Genomic DNA, 18704 nt, shown 5'->3' with positions numbered 1-18704 from the left:
ACCAGATACTACCTGGCGGCGGTGGGGACCCCCTGAGCGGCCTGCGCCCGCGCGACAGCGCGCGCGTGCTCGGGCAGAGAAGCGCGGTTCCCGGCTCAGCCCAGGCACTGCGGGCCGAGCAGCGACTTCAGGTCGCCGAACAGGTCCGCCGTGACAGTCACCGGCATGGGCACTTCGAACACCTTCGCGCGGCCGCCGCGATGCATCTTCAGCATGACCTCGGTCTCGCCGGCATGCCGGCGCAGCACGTCGGCCAGATCCTCGATGACACGCTCCGTGGCGCGCTGCTCCGGGACGAGCAGAGACAGCGGGCCGGCGGCGTCGAAGGACCCGATGTCGGGAGTGAACGCCGACTGCGCATGCAGGTTCATACCGTCGTCGCGGCGGGAGACGCGCCCGCGCACCGCGAGGATCGTGTCCTGCTGGAGCGTGCTCTGGAACTCCAGATACGTCTTGCCCATGAACATGATGGTGATCTCGCCGCCGAAGTCCTCGACGGTGATCATGCCGTAGGGGTTGCCGCTCGCCTTGGCCACGCGGTGCTGGACGCTCGTGACGAGCCCCGCGACGGTGACCTGGTCGCCGTCCTGCAGATCCTCCGACTCCAGCAGGCTGTTGATGGCGATCGAGGCATGCTTCGCGAGCGGCACCTCGAGCCCGGCGAGCGGATGGTCGGAGACGTACAACCCGAGCATTTCGCGTTCGAACGCGAGCTTGTCCTTCTTCGTCCATTCCGGACGAACCGGTACCTTGGGCGGCGCGACCTCCTCGATCTCGTCGTAGAGGCTGTCGAAATCGAACCCGATCGCGCCCTGCGCCTCGTTGCGCTTCTGCCCCACGGACGCCTCGACGGCGTCCTCATGGATCTCCACCAGCGCCCGGCGGGTGTCGCCCATCGAATCGAACGCCCCGGCCTTGATCAGAGACTCGACCGTGCGCTTGTTCGCGACGTGCAGCGGCACCTTCTTCAGGAAGTCGTGGAACGACGCGAAGTTCTCCTCCTGACGCCCCTGGACGATGCCCTCGACGACGTTGGATCCGACGTTGCGCACCGCGCCGAGGCCGAAGCGGATGTCCTCGCCGACGGCCGCGAAGAAGTTGATCGACTCGCGCACATCGGGCGGCAGCACCTTGATGCCCATCCGACGGCACTCGTTCAGGTACAGCGCCATCTTGTCCTTGGAGTCGCCGACGCTCGTGAGCAGCGCGGCCATGTACTCGGCGGGATAGTGCGCTTTGAGGTACGCCGTCCAGTACGAGATGACGCCGTACGCCGCGGAGTGGGCTTTGTTGAAGGCGTAGTCGGAGAACGGCAGCAGGATCTCCCAGAGCGCGTTCACGGCCCCGTCCGAGTAGCCGTTCGCGTGCATTCCGGCCTGGAAGCCCTCGAACTGCTTGTCCAGCTCCGACTTCTTCTTCTTGCCCATCGCGCGGCGCAGGATGTCGGCTTGACCGAGGGAGAACCCTGCCACGCGCTGCGCGATCGCCATCACCTGCTCCTGGTAGATGATGAGGCCGTAGCTCTCCTCCAGGATGTCCTTGAGCGATTCGGCGAACTCCGGGTGGATCGGGGTGATCTCCTGCAGACCGTTCTTGCGCAGCGCGTAGTTCGTGTGCGAGTTGGCGCCCATCGGGCCCGGACGGTACAGCGCGATGAGTGCCGAGATGTCGCCGAAGTTGTCCGGCTTCATCAGACGCATGAGTGCGCGCATCGGACCGCCGTCGAGCTGGAACACGCCCAGCGAGTCACCGCGGGTGAGCAGGTCGTAGGACGGGCGGTCATCGAGTGCGAGGTCCTCGAGCACGAGCTCCTCACCCCGGTTCATCCGGATGTTCGCGAGGGCGTCGGAGATGATCGTGAGGTTGCGGAGCCCCAGGAAGTCCATCTTGATCAGGCCGAGGGACTCGCAGGACGGATAGTCGAACTGCGTGACGATCTGCCCGTCCTGCTCGCGCTTCATGATCGGGATGATGTCGATCAGCGGGTGCGAGGACATGATCACGCCGGCCGCGTGCACGCCCCACTGGCGCTTCAGGTTCTCGAGGCCCAGCGCCGTGTCGAACACGGTCTTCGCCTCGGGGTCCGACTCGATGACCACGCGGAACTCGCTGGCCTCCTTGTACCGTGGGTGCTGCGGATCGAACATGCCGTCCAGCGGCATGTCCTTGCCCATCACCGCGGGCGGCATCGCCTTGGTGAGCTTCTCCCCCATGCTGAACGGGAAGCCGAGCACGCGGCCTGCGTCCTTCAGCGCCTGCTTGGCCTTGATCGTGCCGTACGTGACGATCTGCGCGACGCGCTCGTCGCCGTACTTCTCGGTGACGTACTGGATCACCTCACCACGACGACGGTCGTCGAAGTCGACGTCGAAGTCGGGCATCGAGACGCGGTCGGGGTTGAGGAAGCGCTCGAAGATCAGGCCGTGCTCGAGCGGGTCGAGGTCGGTGATCTTCATCGCGTAGGCCGCCATGGATCCGGCACCGGATCCACGTCCGGGACCCACTCGCACGCCGTTGTCCTTGGCCCAGTTGATGAAGTCGGCGACGACGAGGAAGTAGCCAGGGAACCCCATGGACGAGATGACCTCGACCTCATAGTTCGCCTGCTTGCGCACCGCATCGGAGATGCCGCCCGGGTAGCGGAACTGGAGGCCCTTCTCCACCTCCTTGATGAACCAGCTCTCCTCCGTCTCTCCGGGCGGGACCGGGAAGCGCGGCATGAAGTTGGCACTGGTGTTGAACGAGACGTCGCAGCGCTCGGCGATGAGAAGCGTGTTGTCGCATGCCTCTGGGTGATCGCGGAAGACCTGGCGCATCTCCGCGGCGGACTTCACGTAGTAGCCGTCGCCGTCGAATTTGAACCGGTTCGGGTCGTCGAGGGTCGAGCCCGACTGCACGCAGAGCAGTGCGGCGTGACTGGTCGAGTCGTGCTGGTGCGTGTAGTGCAGATCGTTCGTCCCGACGAGCGGGATCCCCAGGTCCTTCGCGATCTTCAGCAGGTCGCCGGTGACGCGACGCTCGATCTCGAGGCCGTGATCCATGATCTCGGCGAAGTAGTTCTCCTTGCCGAAGATGTCCTGGAACTCTGCGGCGGCGGCGCGGGCCGCGTCGTACTGCCCCAGACGCAACCGGGTCTGGATCTCGCCCGAGGGGCAACCGGTGGTGGCGATCAGACCCTTGGAGTACTTCTGCAGGATCTCGCGGTCCATGCGCGGCTTGAAGTAGTAGCCCTCCAGGCTCGAGGTCGAGGAGAGGCGGAACAGGTTGTGCATGCCCTCGGTCGTCTCGGAGAGCAGCGTCATGTGCGTGTATGCGCCGGATCCGGAGACGTCGTCGCGACGCTGCTCGGGCGAGCCCCACTGCACGCGCGACTTGTCGCTGCGGTGCGTGCCGGGGGTGACGTAGGCCTCGATGCCGATGATCGGCTTGACGCCGGCAGCCTGGGCCGCCTTGTAGAACTCGAACGCGGCGAACGTGTTGCCATGGTCGGTGACCGCGACGGCCGGCATGCCCTGCGCGACGGCCTCCTGCACGAGCGGCCCGATGCGCGCAGCCCCGTCCAACATCGAGTACTCGCTGTGCACGTGCAGGTGGACGAAGGAGTCTGATGCCATGCCTTCGAGTCTACTTTCGGGTGCCGACGTCGGGCACCGGAGTCCCGTCGCCACGAACGGCGACGGGGCTCCACGCCCCCTACTGAGCTCTCCCTCTACGGAGCAGAATCGACAATCTCCTGCGACAGAGTGAATCGCAGATCCGGCACGCTCTCGGGGACGAGGCCGCCGTCGTCCCGATGCACCGAGAGAGTGTACTCCGTCGCCCACCCCGTTCTCGCGTCGATCGTGATCGTCTCGCGCCGCACACCGGTGGTCACGTAGTCCACCGCGTAGGTGGTGATCGGTCCCTCCGTGGAGACGACGGTGCTCTTCCCCGAGAGCTCCAGGGCTTCGATGAACGTCTTGCGCAGCGGTGCGGGCGCGAGGTTGCCCCTGAGCACTCCGACCATCGCCATCATCATCTGCTCATCGACGTCCGGACCCGACTCCGCGAACTGTGCACGGAGATAATCGAGCAGGGCGGACGGGTCGCCGGGATAGACGGAGAAGTCAGTCGGCGTCGACCGTTCGGAGAACCGGCCCCCTGCCGCCCGGGCGATCGAGTCACCGCTTCCCGCCGGCAACAGGGCGTCCCAGGCGGCTGCGTCCTCGGGCGACTGCGGCTCCGGAAACGGGCGCACCCTCTGCGAGGGAGGGCCGGAGACCTGCACCCACTCCGATGCGCGGTCGGCGGGGACGTAGAGCGTCCCGTCCGTGCGCACCAACAGGGCGGAGAACGGCATGCCAACGGTCGGGTACCGGTACCCCCATTCATAGGCAGTGCCTTCGGGGCCGCGGTAGACCAGCACCTCGGTCTTCGTCGTCAGCCGCAGGTACTGCCCCTCCTGCGGAGTCGTACCGGGGAACGGCTCCTGCGGGCTGGTGCCCGCCCCCGTGCTTGCGGACGGATAGGGCGCAGGAGTCGCCGCCCCCGACGGAGCAGGGCTTGCACTCGGGGCAGGAATCGCCTCGACCCGGGGCGCCGGCGTTGCGACGTGCGTGACGACCAGCGCCGTCGCCGTGACCGCAGCGGCCCCGACGACTGCTCCGGCGATCAGGAACGCCGGGCGCCGCGCCGCATGCTTGCGTGCCGCCACCGTACTCTCATCGATCCCTCCCAGGAGGCAGGACCGCGCTGCGGTGATCTGCTCCGCCGTGAGGGCCGCCCCCGCGTTGACCTCACGCACGCGCTCGAAAACGTCCATCGACCTCTCCTTCCTTCGTCTTGGCTCGTTCGGACGTGGTGGTCCGAGCGGGGTTCAGCTTCGTGCGCACGCGGTTCATCCTCGATCGCACGGTCCCGACCGGCACCCCCAGAGCCGCGGCGATCTCCTCGTAGGTCAGGTCGCCCCAGGCATACAGCAGCAGCGTCTCGCGTTCCTTCGCCGGCAGCGCTGCGATGCTGGGCGCCAGCTCTCTCGTCGAGAGCTCGGCGTCGAGCCGGGCGATCGTCGCGTCGAGATCGCCGTGGGAGACGTGCTCTTCACGGCCTGACAGCTCCACGCTCGATCGGAAGTACTTGGCCTCCGTCGCCCGATGCTTCCGGATGAGTCGCGACGCGATCCCGTACAGCCAGGGAAGCGCCGACTCCCAGGTCGAATCGAACGACGCCCGCCGCGCGAACGCGACCAGGAACGTCTCGCTCAGGATGTCCTGGCCCGCGTCAGGGCCGAGGCGACGGGCGGCGTAGCCGCCGAGTGCCCCGGCATGCCTGTCGAACAGTTCGGCGAACGCCCGGGGCTGCCCGAGCGACCGCTGAATGATCTCGCTGTCTGTGCTCACACTATGTATTGCCTGAATATTGGAGGACGGTTCGAAATTCGTCACGAAGCCGTTGCGGCCGTGCTGCTCGTATTCTCCGGCACAGCGATAGCTATCCACGCTCCCGGCGCGGATAGCCTGGATCGTATGACCACCCCCGACTTCGTTCTTGCGCTCCGTGAACAGCTGGGCCACGCCCCGCTGAGTCTTGTCGGCGTCACCGCGATCGTGTTCCGCGACGAGAAGGTGCTGCTCGGCAAGCGCGCTGACAACGGCGCCTGGCAAGCGGTGTCCGGGATCGTCGAGCCGGGCGAAGAACCCGCCGACGCGGCCGCGCGGGAGTGCCTCGAGGAGGCGGGCGTGGCCGTGAAGGTCGAGCGGCTCGCCCTCGTCCAGCAGCTCCCTCGGGTGACCTACGCGAACGGCGACGAGGTCGACTACCTGGATCTGGTGTTCCGCTGCGCCTGGACCTCGGGCGAACCGCACCCTGCCGACGGCGAACTCACCGAGGTCGGCTTCTACGACCTCGCCGCGATGGGCGACGTCGACGATGCCCACGTCCGCAAGATCGCCCTCGCCGTGGCCGAGGACGATCCTGCGCACTTCCGCGGAGGGCGCCCGCCGAAGGCCTGAGGGTCCGCCGCGCGCCGTCGTCACCGGCGTTGGGACGGATCAGTCCGGCAGCCCATCCACGATCTCGACGGCGTAGTCGTTGCGCTCATCGACGACACCGTCGGGAACGATGGTCCCGCCGGGATTCGTGCTGTCGGACGTGCCGATGACCCGTCCGGTGGAGACATCGACCGTGATCGTCTGGTGCCGCTGAGGCTCTCCGGGTTCCTCGCCGAAGGTCGATTCGAATGCGACCGTACGAATGGAACCGCGGCTGTCGACGATCGATGAACCGGGGAGATCCGCCAGCGCCTGCAGCATGGCAGCGCGCACTTCGCCCGTTCCCGCGTTGCTCGCCAGCAAGGTCATCAGCGTCCAGCCGACCATCGCACGCTGGTGAAGTTCGGATGTGCCGCTCTGTCGGGCGCGGAACCAGGCCAGCACCCCATCGGCGTCGTCGGGCAAGGACGTGAGGATCTCCCCGCGAAGAGTCCCGTCGCCCTCGGGAAGCGCGCCTCCCCCCGCACGAAACCCGTCGAGCCCAGCCGCGGTGCTCCACCGGTCCAGATACTGCTGCATCTGCGGGTCGGTTGCCGCATCCTGTCCATAGGCCGCCATCACCACGGGTGCGGCGGACGGTGAGAAGTACCAGTCGCCTCCCACATCGGCCGGGACGAAGAAGGAGCCGCTCGTCCGGACCACCCACGCTCTCGTCGCCATCGAGTACGACAGGCCCTGACCCGGCTGCGCAATTGTGGTGCCGTCGCTGAGCAACAGCACATCCGTCGTCCACATGACACGCAAGTACTGCCCGGCCTGTGGGGACATTCCTCCGTGGATCGCTGACGCGGACGCCGCGCCGAGCGCTGCTTGGGGTGTCTCCAGCCCCACGGTGACCATCGGAGTCGGAGTCAGTGTCGAGGGAGGAGTCGTCTGAAGCGGCGGAGTCGGGTCTGCCACGATCGACGGCGCGGGCGTCGATACGCCCCCGACGATGAGCGCTCCGGCGGTCACCGCCGCCAGGGCGCAGCCCGCTCCCAGGGCGAGCAGCCATGGCCGTCGCCCAGCGCGAGAACGCACCGGGTTCCTCGCACCGCTGATCTCGATCATCAGAGCCGCGCGCGCGGAAGTGAGGTTCCCTTCGGCATCTGCGATCTCGGGTCTGGTCTCGGCGACCTGATCAAACACGTCCAACGGTCTCTCCTCTCTGCTGAGTCTTCTCGAATGCTGCGATCCTGCGTCCCGGGTCCAGCCGGCGACGCACACGGTTGAGCCGCGAACGCACCGTACCGACCGGGACGCCGAGGGCCACCGCGACCTCGTCGTACGTCAACCCCTGCCAGGCGTAGAGCAGGAGTGTCTCCCTGTCCCTCGGTGCGAGCGCGGCGATCCGGGTCTTGAGCGCCGCCACCGCGCGCTCGGCGTCGACTCGCTTCAGCGCCTCATCGACCCCGCCCGATGTGACGAGCTCCTCGCGTTGCGCCGATGCGGCGAACGACTTCCACTGCCTCGCCTCCACCGCGCGATATCGGCGGATCAACCGGGCCGCGATGCCGAGGAGCCAGGGGATGCCCGACTCGGCGGTGAGGTCGAAGTCGAAGCGGCGACGGAACGCGGTGAGGAACGTCTCGCTCAGCACGTCCTCCGCAGCCACGTACCCGACGCGATAGGTCGCGAAGGCGTTGACGCTGGCCGCATGTCGGTCGAAGAACTCGGCGAACGCCTCCGGCCGTTCGAGAGACCTCCGGATGATCTCGCTGTCTGTGCTCACGCTATGTATTGTCTGAGCGTGTCCATCCGGTTCACGGTATTTACGGAGCCGTGCTCGCCCAGATCCGGCCTACGGACGCTCAACGCAGGTCAAGACGCATCAGCACCCGGGGGAACCCGTTGATCACGGATCCGGTGTCGGACGCCTTGGTGAAGCCGGCGGACTCGAACAGCGCGCGGGTACCGACGTAGGCCATGGTGAGATCGACCTTGGCACCCTGGTTGTCGACCGGGTATCCCTCGATCGCCGGCGCGCCGCGGCCCCGTGCATAGTCGACGGCTCCCTCGATGAGCGCGTGTGAGATCCCCTGCTTCCTGTGGCCGGGGCGCACGCGGAAGCACCACAGCGACCAGACGTCGAGATCGTCGACGTGTGGGATCAGTCGGTTTCGTGCGAACGACGTGTCCCTGCGCGGGTGCACCGCCGCCCAGCCGACCGGCTCGTCGTCCAGGTACGCGATCACGCCCGGAGAGGGATCCTGTTCGCACAGCTCGCGAACCCTCGCTGCTCTGGCCTCGCCGCGCAGCGCCTGGCTCTCCTTGCTGGGGATCCGATAGCTCAAGCAGAAACAGGACTGCGATGTCGGGTTCTTCGGCCCCACGAGCGTCGCGACGTCGTCGAAGACGGTGGCGGGGCGAACCTCGATGTTCATGTCCCCAGTCTGCCCCGGAGGGCCGACATCACGGCTCGACGATGCGCTGGTCGGTGTTCGTGTAGCTGATCGAGTCCGCGACGGTGCCCACGAGGCCCATCGTGACGCGCAGCAGGCCGGGTTTGACATCGTCCAGGGGCGGAGGCGTGTCGGTCCCCAGGGTCAGTCCACGGCCGTCCTGCGTGGTCGCCGTGATCGAGCCCAGGTACACGCTCACATGCCCGGTGAGGGTCATGGTGTCGGCGTTCGTCACCAGTCCGGCCTTGTCCGGCGGACGGACCGTGAGTGAGAACCCGGTGATCGTGATCGAGTCCGCAGAGATCTTCAGCGCGCGCACCGTGCCGCCGTCGATCGTCGGCACATCCACGATCGCGATGCCGCTCAGCCCGGTGAACGACAGCCCTTGGGAGCCCATGGAGGCCGGGGTCTTCGTGAAGACCGGCGCGCTCTCGTCCTTGGCGGCGATGACCGGCGTCGGTGCAGGTGTGGGCGCCGCTGCACCCGGAGCGCCGGGCGCCGTGGCACCGGGCGTCGCCGGAGCTCCCGGTAGCGCCGGCAGTCCCGGCACCGGAGAACCGGGCGTTCCCGACGTCGGAGGGGGCGTCGTCGGCGACGGGCTCGGCGAGGGGCACCAGAGCAACGGGATGCACAGCCCTGTCGGCTCTGACGCCGGAGCCGTGGCGGCCCCCAGGGTCAGTGGGGCGACGAGGGCGAGCGATGCCAGGAGCACGGCAGCGTGGCGACGCCGCGGCCTCACGATGCGCCCTCCTCTGGCTCGCCCGCGGGCGCAGGATCGCGGGGCCCCATCCAGGCGACGACCAGCACAGCCCCGGTGCCCGCCAGGAGCATCCCCACGATGAAGCCGCCGAGATTCACCCCGATCAGCGAGTAGATGGCGACGACGAGCGCGAGGATGCCGTAGAAGACGTGGTGAGCGGGCATCGTGATCGCGAGGATCCCGAGCAGCAGCAGTGCGATCGGGATGATCGTCGCCTGCAGTCCCTCGATGCCGAGCTGCACGTGCAGATGGCCGATGTCGAGCTGCCCGGAGAAGAACATCTCCACGCCGCCGATCGCCACCAGCAGCCCCCCGATGAAGGGGCGTTGACGCCGCCAGTGCCGGAACCCCCGTACGGCCGTCTCATCCGCGGACATGCTGGCCGCATCCACGGAATCGTCGGCGCCGTGGGGATCGACATCGGGCGAGGGCTCGGGACGCACCGGCCTCAACCCCGGAGCCTCGGCATCACGACGATCGCGCCGCGCGGACCCCGACGCGCTCGTCTCATCGGTCATCGGAGTGCCGTTCAGAAGCATCCCTGCGAACCGTCCGTCAGCTCCAGCGTCATACCCGTGAGGGTGAACACCGAAGCCTGGGTGCTCCAGGCCGTCTGCTGCAGATTCTTGATCGAGACGGTGTCGGCGTCCTGAGCGAAGTCGCCCGCCGTCCCCTTCGCCTCGGTGTTCACGGTGGACGCGTCCACGCCGATGCGGATCGCTCCGAATGAGGCGTCGCCCTTGAGCCCGGTCATGCCGATCTGCAGATCGCTGGCGGATGCCGGGTTCCCGTTGCCGCCCGCCTTGATGAGCACCCCGACCTTGCCGAGGGGCGTGTCGGTGATCACCGACTGGCAGAGGTCGCTGAGGGTCGCGCTCTTGATGTTCGCGATGGCGACGGTGTGCTCCTTGCCCTCCGTGTCCTTCGCGACGCCGGCGTACTGCGAGAAGCCGGATCCCTCCAGCTGGGAGGCTCCGATCTGGAACTGGCTTCCCGAGACGGCGAACGACACGGGCACGGCGCCCTGAGCGACACCGCCCATCAACGCTGCGGCGACCACTCCCGCCGGAATCGCGACAAGAGCGATACGACCGGCGTGGGACGACCCGAGCTTGCGAACGCGTTCGGACTTCGGGAACTTCATCGATCCTCCTCCAGTGCGCCGACTGCGATGGCGACGCTCACTGGTCGAGTATATTGCCCGTTGACTCAGAGTCAATACTGGACGCGGCGGCTGCCCCGCCCCACTAGGCTCGGGACATGCCCGACCTGCGACGCGCCCGACTCACGCCCGAGGAGCGTCGTGCGCAGCTCGTCGCGACAGGAGTGAACTTCCTCGCCGAGCATTCCCTGGACGAGCTCACGATGGACGTGCTCGCCCAGCGCGCCGGAGTGTCGCGGCCTCTGCTGTTCCACTACTTCGAGACCCGGCAGGGCATGCACCTCGCGGTGGTGACCATGGCGAGGGACAGCCTGCTGCTCGCCTCGGAGCCGCGCGACGACCTGGAACCCCGGGCGCGCGTGCGCGACACGCTCCTGCGCATCACGGAGTTCGTGCGCCAGCACCAGGGCACGTTCCACTCTCTCGTGCGCGGCATCGCGAGCGGAGATCCCGCCGTCCGCCGGGTGGTGGACGAATCGCGCGACCTCAACGCCGAGCGTCTTCTCGACGCGTTCACCGAGCTCGGCGCCCCGGACACGCCGGGGCTGCGCGTCGCTCTGCGCTCGTGGGTGTCGTTCACCGAAGAGACCCTGATCAGCCTGGTCATCGACCGGGATGAGGATCCGGAGGTGGTCGTCCGGTTCCTGGAGGCGACCCTCGACGGCGTGGTCTCGGCGACGGGCGAACTGCCCCTCTGACCCCGAGGAGTCAGACCGCGTTGCTCAGTCCTCGTCGCGGAGCACGTCCAGCGCATGCTGGAAGTCGGCGGGGTACGGCGATTCCGTCTGCACCCACTCCCCTGTGATCGGATGGGCGAACCCGAGCCGGTGCGCGTGCAGCCACTGCCTCGTCAGGCCCAGCCGCGCTGAAAGGGTCGGGTCCGCGCCGTACAGCGGATCACCCACGCACGGATGGCGGTGGGCGGCCATGTGCACCCGGATCTGGTGCGTCCGGCCGGTCTCGAGGTGGATCTCCAGCAGCGATGCGCCCGGGAAGGCCTCGAGCGTCTCGTAGTGCGTGACCGAGGGCTTGCCGTCGGGGATCACGGCGAACTTCCAGGAGTGGCTCGGGTGCCGCCCGATCGGCGCGTCGATCGTGCCGGCGAGCGGATCCGGGTGTCCCTGCACGACAGCGTGGTAGATCTTCTCGACCGTCCGCTCCTTGAAGGCGCGCTTGAGAGCCGAGTAGGCGTCCTCGGTCTTCGCGACCACCATGAGCCCGCTGGTTCCCACGTCGAGGCGATGCACGACGCCCTGCCGTTCCGGGGCGCCGCTGGTGGCGATCCGGAAGCCGGCCGCCGCGAGAGCGCCGACCACGGTCGGCCCCTCCCAGCCCACAGACGGGTGCGCGGCGACGCCGGTGGGCTTGTCGACCACCACGATGTCGTCATCGTCGTAGACGATGCCGAGGTCCGGCACCGCGATGGGTTCGATCCGGACCTCCTGCTTGGGGGCCCATTCCACGTCGAGCCAGCCACCGGCGCGCAGCTTGTCCGATTTGCCCAGGACGACGCCGTCGAGCGCCGCACCTCCGGCTTCGGTGACCTCTGCCGCGAAGGTGCGGGAGAAGCCCAGCATCTTGGCCAGCGCCGCATCGACGCGGACGCCGTCGAGTCCGTCCGGAACGGGCAGAGAACGGGATTCCATGATCAGCCCTCTGATCCGGCGCCTTCGCGCGGCGCAGGACTCTTCGGATCCGCGCTCGTCGCGACGTCATCCGCGACGATGTGCGCGGAGGAGCTCTCGATGCCGGAGGAGCCCTCTTCGACACCGGCGAGTCCGGACGTCTCGCCGGCGGAGGAATCGGAGACCGGCTCGTCCTTGTGGTCGCGCTCGCGGGTGCCGTCGAGGCGGAGACCCGTGATGATCAGCAGCGCGATCGAGATCATGCCGCTGACGATGAAGATGTCGGCGACGTTGAAGATCGCCGGAAGCATCCACGGCATCGAGATCATGTCGACGACGTGTCCGACGCCGAATCCCGGTTCACGGAAGATCCGGTCGGTGAGGTTCCCGAGCACGCCGCCCAGCAGCGCTCCGAGCACGACGGCCCACAGCCGCGCGCGCACCGAGAACGCCTTCCACACGATCACGCACGCGACCACGGCCAGCGCGATCGTGAAGATCCAGGTGTAGCCCGCGCCGATCGAGAACGCCGCCCCGGAATTGCGGATGTAGAAGAGTTGCAGGAAGCCCCCGAGCACGGGAACGACCTGCTCCTGGGGCAGGTGGGCGATGGTGAGGTACTTCACAAACTGGTCGGCGGCCAGCACGAGCACTGCGAGAATCGCAATGATCGCGCCGGCCGCCGAACCGTGAAGCGGTTGACGCCGGGTCAACGGGGCCCCTTACTGCGCGGAGGAGGCGTCCCCGTTGGGGCCGCCCTTCTCGTCGAGGTCGCGGAGCTGACCCTCGATGTAGCTGCGCAGCTGCGTGCGGTAAGAGCGCTCGAAGTCGTGCAGCTCGGTGATCTTGCCCTCGAGCACATTGCGCTCGCGCTCGAGACGTGCGGTCTCCTCGCGCTGCTTCTGCTCCGCGTCGGCGAGGATCTTCGAGGCCTGGGCCTTCGCGTCGGCGATGAGCTGGTCGCGCTGCGACTTGCCCTCGGCGACGTGCTCGTCGTGCAGACGCTGGGCCAGCTCGATGATGCCGGCGGTCGCGGCAGCCGGCGCACCGGTCTCCGCGATCGGAGCGGCGACGGGCGCGGGGGCTGCCGCAGCCGGGGCCTCGGCCACGGGAGCGGCCTTCTCGCCCGACTCGTAGGCGGCGAGCTTCGCCTTCAGCTCGGCGTTCTCGTCGAGGGCCTTGCGCCACTCGAGCACGACCTCGTCGAGGAAGTCGTCGACCTCGTCCGGGTCGAAGCCGTCCTTGAATCGGACGTGCTGGAACTGCTTGGTGACGACGTCATCCGGGGTCAGTGCCATGGGTGGCTCCTCTTTCGATGAGTTCTCGGTGGCCGGGTGGAAATGGCGCCTGCCCCTCGGCGTGCACCTTCAGAAAAGCATAGCCGTCCGATCCCTGCGCCGCGAAGGCGCACGGGAACCGGCGGTCAGATGAACGATCTGGTGATCGACATCAGGATGAGCACGATGATCATCGTGAGGGTGAAGCCCAGGTCGAGCGCGACAGGTCCGATCCTCAGCGGAGGAATGAGGCGTCGGAACATCCTGATCGGCGGATCCGTGAGCGTGTAGATGATCTCGGCCGCGATCAACCCCGCGCCACGCGGGCGCCACGAGCGGTTGAAGATGGGGATGTACTCCAGGATCAACCGTGCGAACAGCGTGAGCAGGTACAGCAGCAGCAGGATGTTGAGGATCGCTGCGATCACAGAGACCGCGGGCGGCACCACCACGTGTCAGGAGTGCGCGAGCGCGGGCTCGTCGCCCCCGGCGATCCCGCCCTGTCCCGACACCGCGATGCTCTCCGGCGACAGCAGGAAGACCTTGCTCGTCACGCGCTCGATGCGCCCGTAGAGGCCGAGCGAGAGCCCGCTCGCGAAGTCGATCAGACGGCGCGCGTCGGCGTCGCTCATCTGCGAGAGGTTGATGATCACCGGAATCCCGTCACGGAAGCTCTCCGCGATGACCTGGGCGTCGCGGTACTGCTTCGGATGCACGGTGAGGATCTCGTTCACGGCCCCGGCGGAGGGCTGACGCACAGCCGTCGGACGACGCAGCGGCGTCACCGGGGCGGGCTTGGCCTCCTCCCGCTCACGACGCACCTCATCCCGGCGGACGGGCTCGTGACGGATCTGCTCCTGGCGTACGCTGTGCGCGGCCGGGGCAGCCTCCTCGTAGACCTCTTCCTCATCGGCGAGGCCGAGGTACACCATGGTCTTCTTCAACGGGTTCCCCATCGTGTCCTCCGAACGTGTAGGGGTGGTTCTGTTTCGAGGCTAACCCTGGGCGGGTCGCGGCCCCGTGATTGCCGAGCCGATGCGAAGGTGTGTCGCGCCGGCGGCGATCGCCTCGGCGAAGTCTCCCGTCATGCCTGCGGAGATCCAGTCGGCTCCGGGCGCCACGGCGCGCACCCGCTCCGCATACTCATGCACGCGGGCGAAGGCCGCCGCAGGGTCCTCGTCGAGCGGTGCGACGGCCATCACGCCGCGCAGCCGCAGCGTCGGCAGTGCGAGCACCTGCTCGGCGAGCTCCTCGAGCTCTCCCGGCGCGACTCCGCCACGACCGGGATCGTTGGTGAGGTTGATCTGCAGCAGCACGTCGAGCAGCTGATCGTCGACCGCGGCGCGGTCGAGCGCTTCGGCGATGCGCAGGCGGTCCACCGAATGGACCGCCTGGGCCGCGCGGCGGATCGCGCCGGCCTTGTTCGTCTGCGCCTGGCCGATGAAGTGCCAGCGCAGGCCGTCGAGGCCGGCGAGGGAGGCCGCCTTGGCGGAGAGCTCCTGCTGCCGGTTCTCCCCCACTTCCCGGACCCCGAGATCGTACAGCTCGCTCACGAGCGAAACCGGGTGGAACTTCGTCACGACGATGCGGGTGATCTCCACGGGATCGCGTCCCGCGCGCCGCGCGGCGTCCGCGATCGCTGCATCGATCGCGGACAGCCGCCCGGCGACGGAGCTCACTTCAGGAACTCGGGGATGTCGAGGTCGCTCTCATCGAAGGCCGGCTCGATGCTGGTGTGCACCGGCGGAATCGACGGCGCGGCCACCGAAACCGTCTCGCGCGGCGCCTCCTCGGCCTGCGCCGAGTCCTCGCGCTCCTCGACGGAGGGCTTCTCGGTGACGGCGGGTGCCGTCGTACGCGAGAAGATCTGCGGGTCGAGACGCAGCGTGGGTTCGCCGCTGTCGAAGCCGGCCGCGATCACCGTGACGCGCACCTCGTCGCCGAGGGTGTCGTCGATGACCGTTCCGAAGATGATGTTGGCCTCGGGGTGCGCGGCTTCCTTGACCAGATCCGCGGCGTCGTGGATCTCGAAGATGCCGAGGTTCGATCCGCCCTGGATCGACAGCAACACGCCGTGCGCGCCTTCGATCGACGCCTCCAGCAGAGGCGACTCGACGGCGAGCTCAGCGGCCTTGATCGCACGGTCCGCACCGCGCGCCGAGCCGATGCCCATGAGCGCGGAACCGGCTCCCTGCATGACCGACTTGACGTCGTTGAAGTCCAGGTTGATGAGACCGGGCGTCGTGATGAGGTCCGTGATGCCCTGCACACCGGCGAGGAGCACCTGATCGGCGGTCGCGAACGCCTCGATCATCGAGATACCGCGATCGCTGATCTCGAGCAGACGGTCGTTCGGCACCACGATGAGGGTGTCGACCTCTTCCTTCAGCTTCGCCACGCCGGCGTCGGCCTGGCTCTGCCGACGGCGTCCCTCGAACGAGAATGGCTTGGTCACGACACCGATGGTCAGGGCGCCGATCGACTTCGCGATGCGCGCCACGATCGGTGCGCCGCCGGTGCCGGTGCCGCCGCCCTCGCCCGCGGTGACGAAGACCATGTCGGCGCCGGTCAGGGCCTGCTCGATCTCCTCCGCGTGGTCCTCGGCGGCGCGTCGGCCGACCTCCGGGTCGGCGCCGGCTCCGAGGCCGCGGGTGAGGTCGCGGCCGACGTCGAGCTTGACGTCCGCGTCACTCATGAGCAACGCCTGCGCATCGGTGTTGATCGCGATGAACTCGACGCCGCGCAGGCCGAGATCGATCATGCGATTGACGGCATTGACGCCGCCACCGCCGACACCGACGACCTTGATCACGGCAAGGTAGTTCTGGTTCTGGCTCATCCCGTCCTCCGATGTTGTCGAGCCCCGGGCCGGAAACCTTAAACCTCAAGCAGAAGGTTAAAGTATTTCCCGGTATTGCTTTCTCTTGGATCGAAGGTAAGCGGCGCAAGGCGCCCAGGAGCCAAGCGACACGCACCTGCGCGCGATCGAGGCGGATATTGGTGCTCAGCCGACGACGCCGACGCCCGGTGAGGACACGTCGTACGACGCGGCGGCGGGGTTCGCCTTCATCAGGGCCTGCAGGGAGCGGGTCTTGAGCGCCGACTGCTCGGCACTCCCCCACACCACCTTGGCGCCGCCGGTCAGCTGCAGGACGATGTCGTCCGGAGTGGATGCGGTGGCGCCGTCGACCTGCGCGCGCAACTCGGCGGGCAGCGTGCGCAGCGCGGTGCCCACCGCCGCGAACGCCGGGGATGCCGTGCCGCCGCTGACGTCGATCAACGCGTATCCGGCCGGCCGTCCTTCACTGGTCGAGAGCACGACCCCTGCGGCGTCGACGACGGTGAAGCGCCCGTCGCTCTGCTGGATCACGCCGACGGGCGTGCGCTCCACGATCCGCACCACGAGGTCGTGCGGAGGGTGCGCCTCGAGGCGGTACGTCTCGATCAGCGGGAATCTGACCAGCGCGGCCTTGACCGCACTGGCGTCCACGAGCGCGAGCGGCCGGCCCACCTGCTCCGAGAGCGCCTTCTGCACGTCGGCGGCCTTGAGGGAGCTCGCCCCCTCCACGGTGATGGTCTGCACCGCGAACAGCGGGCTGTACGCCGCGCCGACGCTGCCTCCCACGATGAGGAGTGCCAGAGCGGCAGCGATGACCCAGCCGATCCGGCGGCGTCGGGAGCGCTGGGTGAAGCGGCGGATCTCCGTGCGCAGCGCCTTCCGGCGCGCACGGGTGGCCTGCCAGAGGTCGCGCGCGGTCAGGGGCGCGTCATCCTGGGACGTCGAGCGGTCCGCCTCCTCCGTGCGGTCCGGCGCGATCGTCGGATCAGCCGCCCCGCGCCCGAGAAGGATCGGCGCGGTCGCGTTCTCCTCGTCCGGCAGGCCCGTGACCGCCTCGGACTCCACCGGATCGTTCCCCGTGCCTGCCCGCGCCCCCCACGCACGCGTCGGCGCGCCACCGGACGGCTGCGCGCGGACCGGGCGCTCCGGCTCGACCGGAGGCGCCGAAGCGGGGATCGCGGACGGCCGGCGCACGGTCAGCCTTCGGCGGTGGCGCGCAGCGCGTCCAGCACCTGCGGGATGATCTGGTAGACGTTGCCGCAGCCCAGGGTGATCACGTAGTCTCCCTCGCGCGCCACGGACGCGGTGTAGTCCGCGGCCTGCTGCCAGTCCGCGACGTAGTGCACGTGGTGCGGGTCCGCGAACGCGCCACTGACCAGCTCGCCGGTGACGCCCGGAACCGGATCCTCGCGCGCACCGTAGACGTCCAGCATCACGGTGTGGTCCGCACCGGACTCCAGCACCTCCGCGAATTCGCGGTACATGTGCTGGGTCCGCGAGTACGTGTGCGGCTGCTGGATCGCGATGATGCGGCCGTCGCCGACGATCGTGCGCATGGCATCCAGCGCGGCGCGGACCTCGGTCGGATGGTGCGAGTAGTCGTCGTAGACGCTCACCCCGCGTGCGCTGCCGTGCAGCTCGAGGCGGCGGACGGTGCCTGCGAAGCCCTCCATCGCGCGGGCGGCGTCCGCGAGCCCGTAGCCGAGCGTCGTGAGCACCGCCACGGCACCGGCCGCGTTGATCGCGTTGTGCACGCCGGGAACCGCGAGCTGCATGCGGGCCGAGGAGCCGTGCATTGTCAGCGTCGCGGCGACCGGGCCGTCCGTGACGATGTCGGTGACCCGCAGATCCGCATCCTCCGCGAGACCGAACGAGATCACGTTCGGATGAGTGATCCCCGCCCGGACGTGGAGGGCGCCGGGGTCGTCGCTGGAGATCACGACGGCCTCGCTCGCGGCGTTCGCGAAGGTCACGAACGCGTCGTGGAAGGCCTCGTCGGATCCGTAGTGGTCCAGGTGGTCGGGATCGACGTTCGTGATCAGCGCGACCGAGGTGTCGTAGAGCAGGAAGGTGCCGTCGGACTCGTCGGCCTCGATCACGAAGAGGTCGTCGGCACCGGAGGAGCTGGAAGCGCCCAGTTGCTCGATCACACCGCCGTTGACGAAGTTCGGATCGGCGCCGAGCTCGCGCAGCGCGGTCACGATCATGCCCGTCGAGCTGGTCTTGCCGTGGGCGCCCGCCACCGAGACGAGGCGACGTCCGCGGATCAGCCAGTGCAGCGCCTGCGACCGGTGGATGACGTGCAGTCCACGCTCTTTGGCCAGCACGAATTCCGGGTTCTCCGGCCAGATCGCACCGGTGTGCACGACCGTGTCGGCATCGCCCAGGTTCGCTGCGTCGTGGCCGACATGCACGTCGGCGCCGAGTGCGGCCAGGGCCTGGAGGTTGGCGCTGTCCGCGCGATCGCTGCCGGACACGCGGATCCCCGCGTCGATGAACATGCGGGCGAGGCCCGACATGCCGGATCCGCCGATGCCGATGAAGTGCGCGGCGGTGATGTCTTCCGGGATCGGCAGGGAGAGGTCGGGTCTGATCATGGCTGAATCATCCTAAGTCGGGGCGAGCGGGCCG

The 18704-nt window shown here is 68.3% G+C and carries 20 protein-coding genes; 2 read left to right on the top strand and 18 right to left on the bottom strand.

Annotated features, from left to right (window positions below; genetic code table 11):
- Positions 1–95: 95 nt before the first annotated feature.
- From dnaE to LXM50_RS00550, 3 genes are all read right to left on the bottom strand, one after another.
- Complete coding sequence (dnaE, locus tag LXM50_RS00560; RefSeq protein WP_233309165.1) at positions 96–3614, bottom strand: DNA polymerase III subunit alpha; 3519 nt, start codon at positions 3612–3614, stop codon at positions 96–98.
- 95 nt (positions 3615–3709) lie between these two features.
- Positions 3710–4801, bottom strand: coding sequence for a hypothetical protein (locus LXM50_RS00555; protein ID WP_233309164.1), 1092 nt, complete (start codon positions 4799–4801; stop codon positions 3710–3712).
- The gene (locus LXM50_RS00550) at positions 4776–5552 is read right to left on the bottom strand and encodes an RNA polymerase sigma factor (RefSeq protein ID WP_233309163.1); all 777 of its coding nucleotides are present in this window, start codon (positions 5550–5552) and stop codon (positions 4776–4778) included. Before LXM50_RS00550 ends, LXM50_RS00555 begins: the two co-directional genes overlap by 26 nt.
- Between LXM50_RS00550 and LXM50_RS00545 the strand changes: the two genes are divergently transcribed.
- Positions 5505–5990 carry an NUDIX domain-containing protein gene (locus tag LXM50_RS00545; RefSeq protein WP_233309162.1) on the top strand — a complete coding sequence of 162 codons (486 nt, stop codon included), beginning with the start codon at positions 5505–5507 and terminating at the stop codon, positions 5988–5990. The two genes, LXM50_RS00550 and LXM50_RS00545, sit on opposite strands and share 48 nt — an antisense overlap.
- Positions 5991–6029: 39 nt before the next feature.
- Here the strand turns inward: LXM50_RS00545 and LXM50_RS00540 are convergent, their stop codons facing one another.
- From LXM50_RS00540 to LXM50_RS00515, 6 genes are all read right to left on the bottom strand, one after another.
- On the bottom strand, positions 6030–6869 hold the full coding sequence (locus LXM50_RS00540) for a hypothetical protein (protein WP_233309161.1): 840 nt from the start codon (positions 6867–6869) through the stop codon (positions 6030–6032).
- A gap of 280 nt (positions 6870–7149) precedes the next feature.
- Positions 7150–7740, bottom strand: coding sequence for an RNA polymerase sigma factor (locus LXM50_RS00535; RefSeq protein WP_233309160.1), 591 nt, complete (start codon positions 7738–7740; stop codon positions 7150–7152).
- A 79-nt stretch (positions 7741–7819) separates the two neighbouring features.
- Positions 7820–8392 carry a GNAT family N-acetyltransferase gene (locus LXM50_RS00530; RefSeq protein WP_233309159.1) on the bottom strand — a complete coding sequence of 191 codons (573 nt, stop codon included), beginning with the start codon at positions 8390–8392 and terminating at the stop codon, positions 7820–7822.
- Between the two features lie 28 nt (positions 8393–8420).
- Positions 8421–9149, bottom strand: a complete 729-nt coding sequence (locus LXM50_RS00525) for a hypothetical protein (RefSeq protein WP_233309158.1) — start codon at positions 9147–9149, stop codon at positions 8421–8423.
- A complete protein-coding gene (locus LXM50_RS00520; RefSeq protein WP_233309157.1) occupies positions 9146–9547 on the bottom strand; it encodes a DUF6114 domain-containing protein in 402 nt (133 codons plus the stop codon). Before LXM50_RS00520 ends, LXM50_RS00525 begins: the two co-directional genes overlap by 4 nt.
- Positions 9548–9699: 152 nt before the next feature.
- Positions 9700–10314, bottom strand: coding sequence for a DUF6230 family protein (locus LXM50_RS00515; protein ID WP_233309156.1), 615 nt, complete (start codon positions 10312–10314; stop codon positions 9700–9702).
- A 116-nt stretch (positions 10315–10430) separates the two neighbouring features.
- Between LXM50_RS00515 and LXM50_RS00510 the strand changes: the two genes are divergently transcribed.
- Positions 10431–11030 (top strand): TetR/AcrR family transcriptional regulator, encoded by a 600-nt coding sequence (locus LXM50_RS00510; RefSeq protein WP_233309155.1) that lies wholly within the window; start codon positions 10431–10433, stop codon positions 11028–11030.
- Between the two features lie 24 nt (positions 11031–11054).
- Here LXM50_RS00510 and LXM50_RS00505 read toward each other — a convergent pair whose 3' ends face one another.
- The 9 genes from LXM50_RS00505 to murC all read right to left on the bottom strand — a co-directional run bounded on the left by LXM50_RS00505 (position 11055) and on the right by murC (position 18670).
- Positions 11055–11978, bottom strand: a complete 924-nt coding sequence (locus tag LXM50_RS00505; protein WP_233309154.1) for an RluA family pseudouridine synthase — start codon at positions 11976–11978, stop codon at positions 11055–11057.
- 2 nt (positions 11979–11980) lie between these two features.
- Complete coding sequence (gene lspA / locus LXM50_RS00500) at positions 11981–12670, bottom strand: signal peptidase II (RefSeq protein WP_267920450.1); 690 nt, start codon at positions 12668–12670, stop codon at positions 11981–11983.
- A gap of 9 nt (positions 12671–12679) precedes the next feature.
- Positions 12680–13255 carry a DivIVA domain-containing protein gene (locus LXM50_RS00495; protein ID WP_233309153.1) on the bottom strand — a complete coding sequence of 192 codons (576 nt, stop codon included), beginning with the start codon at positions 13253–13255 and terminating at the stop codon, positions 12680–12682.
- Positions 13256–13380: 125 nt separating this feature from the next.
- Positions 13381–13686: a YggT family protein gene (locus LXM50_RS00490; protein WP_233309152.1), complete on the bottom strand. Its 306-nt coding sequence runs from the start codon at positions 13684–13686 to the stop codon at positions 13381–13383.
- 3 nt (positions 13687–13689) lie between these two features.
- Positions 13690–14190 carry a cell division protein SepF gene (locus LXM50_RS00485; protein WP_233309151.1) on the bottom strand — a complete coding sequence of 167 codons (501 nt, stop codon included), beginning with the start codon at positions 14188–14190 and terminating at the stop codon, positions 13690–13692.
- 39 nt (positions 14191–14229) lie between these two features.
- The gene (locus LXM50_RS00480; RefSeq protein ID WP_233309150.1) at positions 14230–14913 is read right to left on the bottom strand and encodes a YggS family pyridoxal phosphate-dependent enzyme; all 684 of its coding nucleotides are present in this window, start codon (positions 14911–14913) and stop codon (positions 14230–14232) included.
- Positions 14910–16073, bottom strand: coding sequence for a cell division protein FtsZ (gene ftsZ / locus LXM50_RS00475; RefSeq protein WP_233309149.1), 1164 nt, complete (start codon positions 16071–16073; stop codon positions 14910–14912). Before ftsZ ends, LXM50_RS00480 begins: the two co-directional genes overlap by 4 nt.
- A gap of 165 nt (positions 16074–16238) precedes the next feature.
- Positions 16239–17138 (bottom strand): FtsQ-type POTRA domain-containing protein, encoded by a 900-nt coding sequence (locus LXM50_RS00470; RefSeq protein ID WP_233309148.1) that lies wholly within the window; start codon positions 17136–17138, stop codon positions 16239–16241.
- 131 nt (positions 17139–17269) lie between these two features.
- Positions 17270–18670: a UDP-N-acetylmuramate--L-alanine ligase gene (gene murC, locus LXM50_RS00465; protein WP_233309147.1), complete on the bottom strand. Its 1401-nt coding sequence runs from the start codon at positions 18668–18670 to the stop codon at positions 17270–17272.
- Positions 18671–18704: the final 34 nt, after the last annotated feature.

Source organism: Microbacterium sp. Au-Mic1 (assembly GCF_021341785.1).
Classification (GTDB): Bacteria; Actinomycetota; Actinomycetes; order Actinomycetales; family Microbacteriaceae; genus Microbacterium.
Note: the sequence above shows the minus strand (reverse complement) of the source record. Positions and strands in the feature narration are given on the sequence as shown.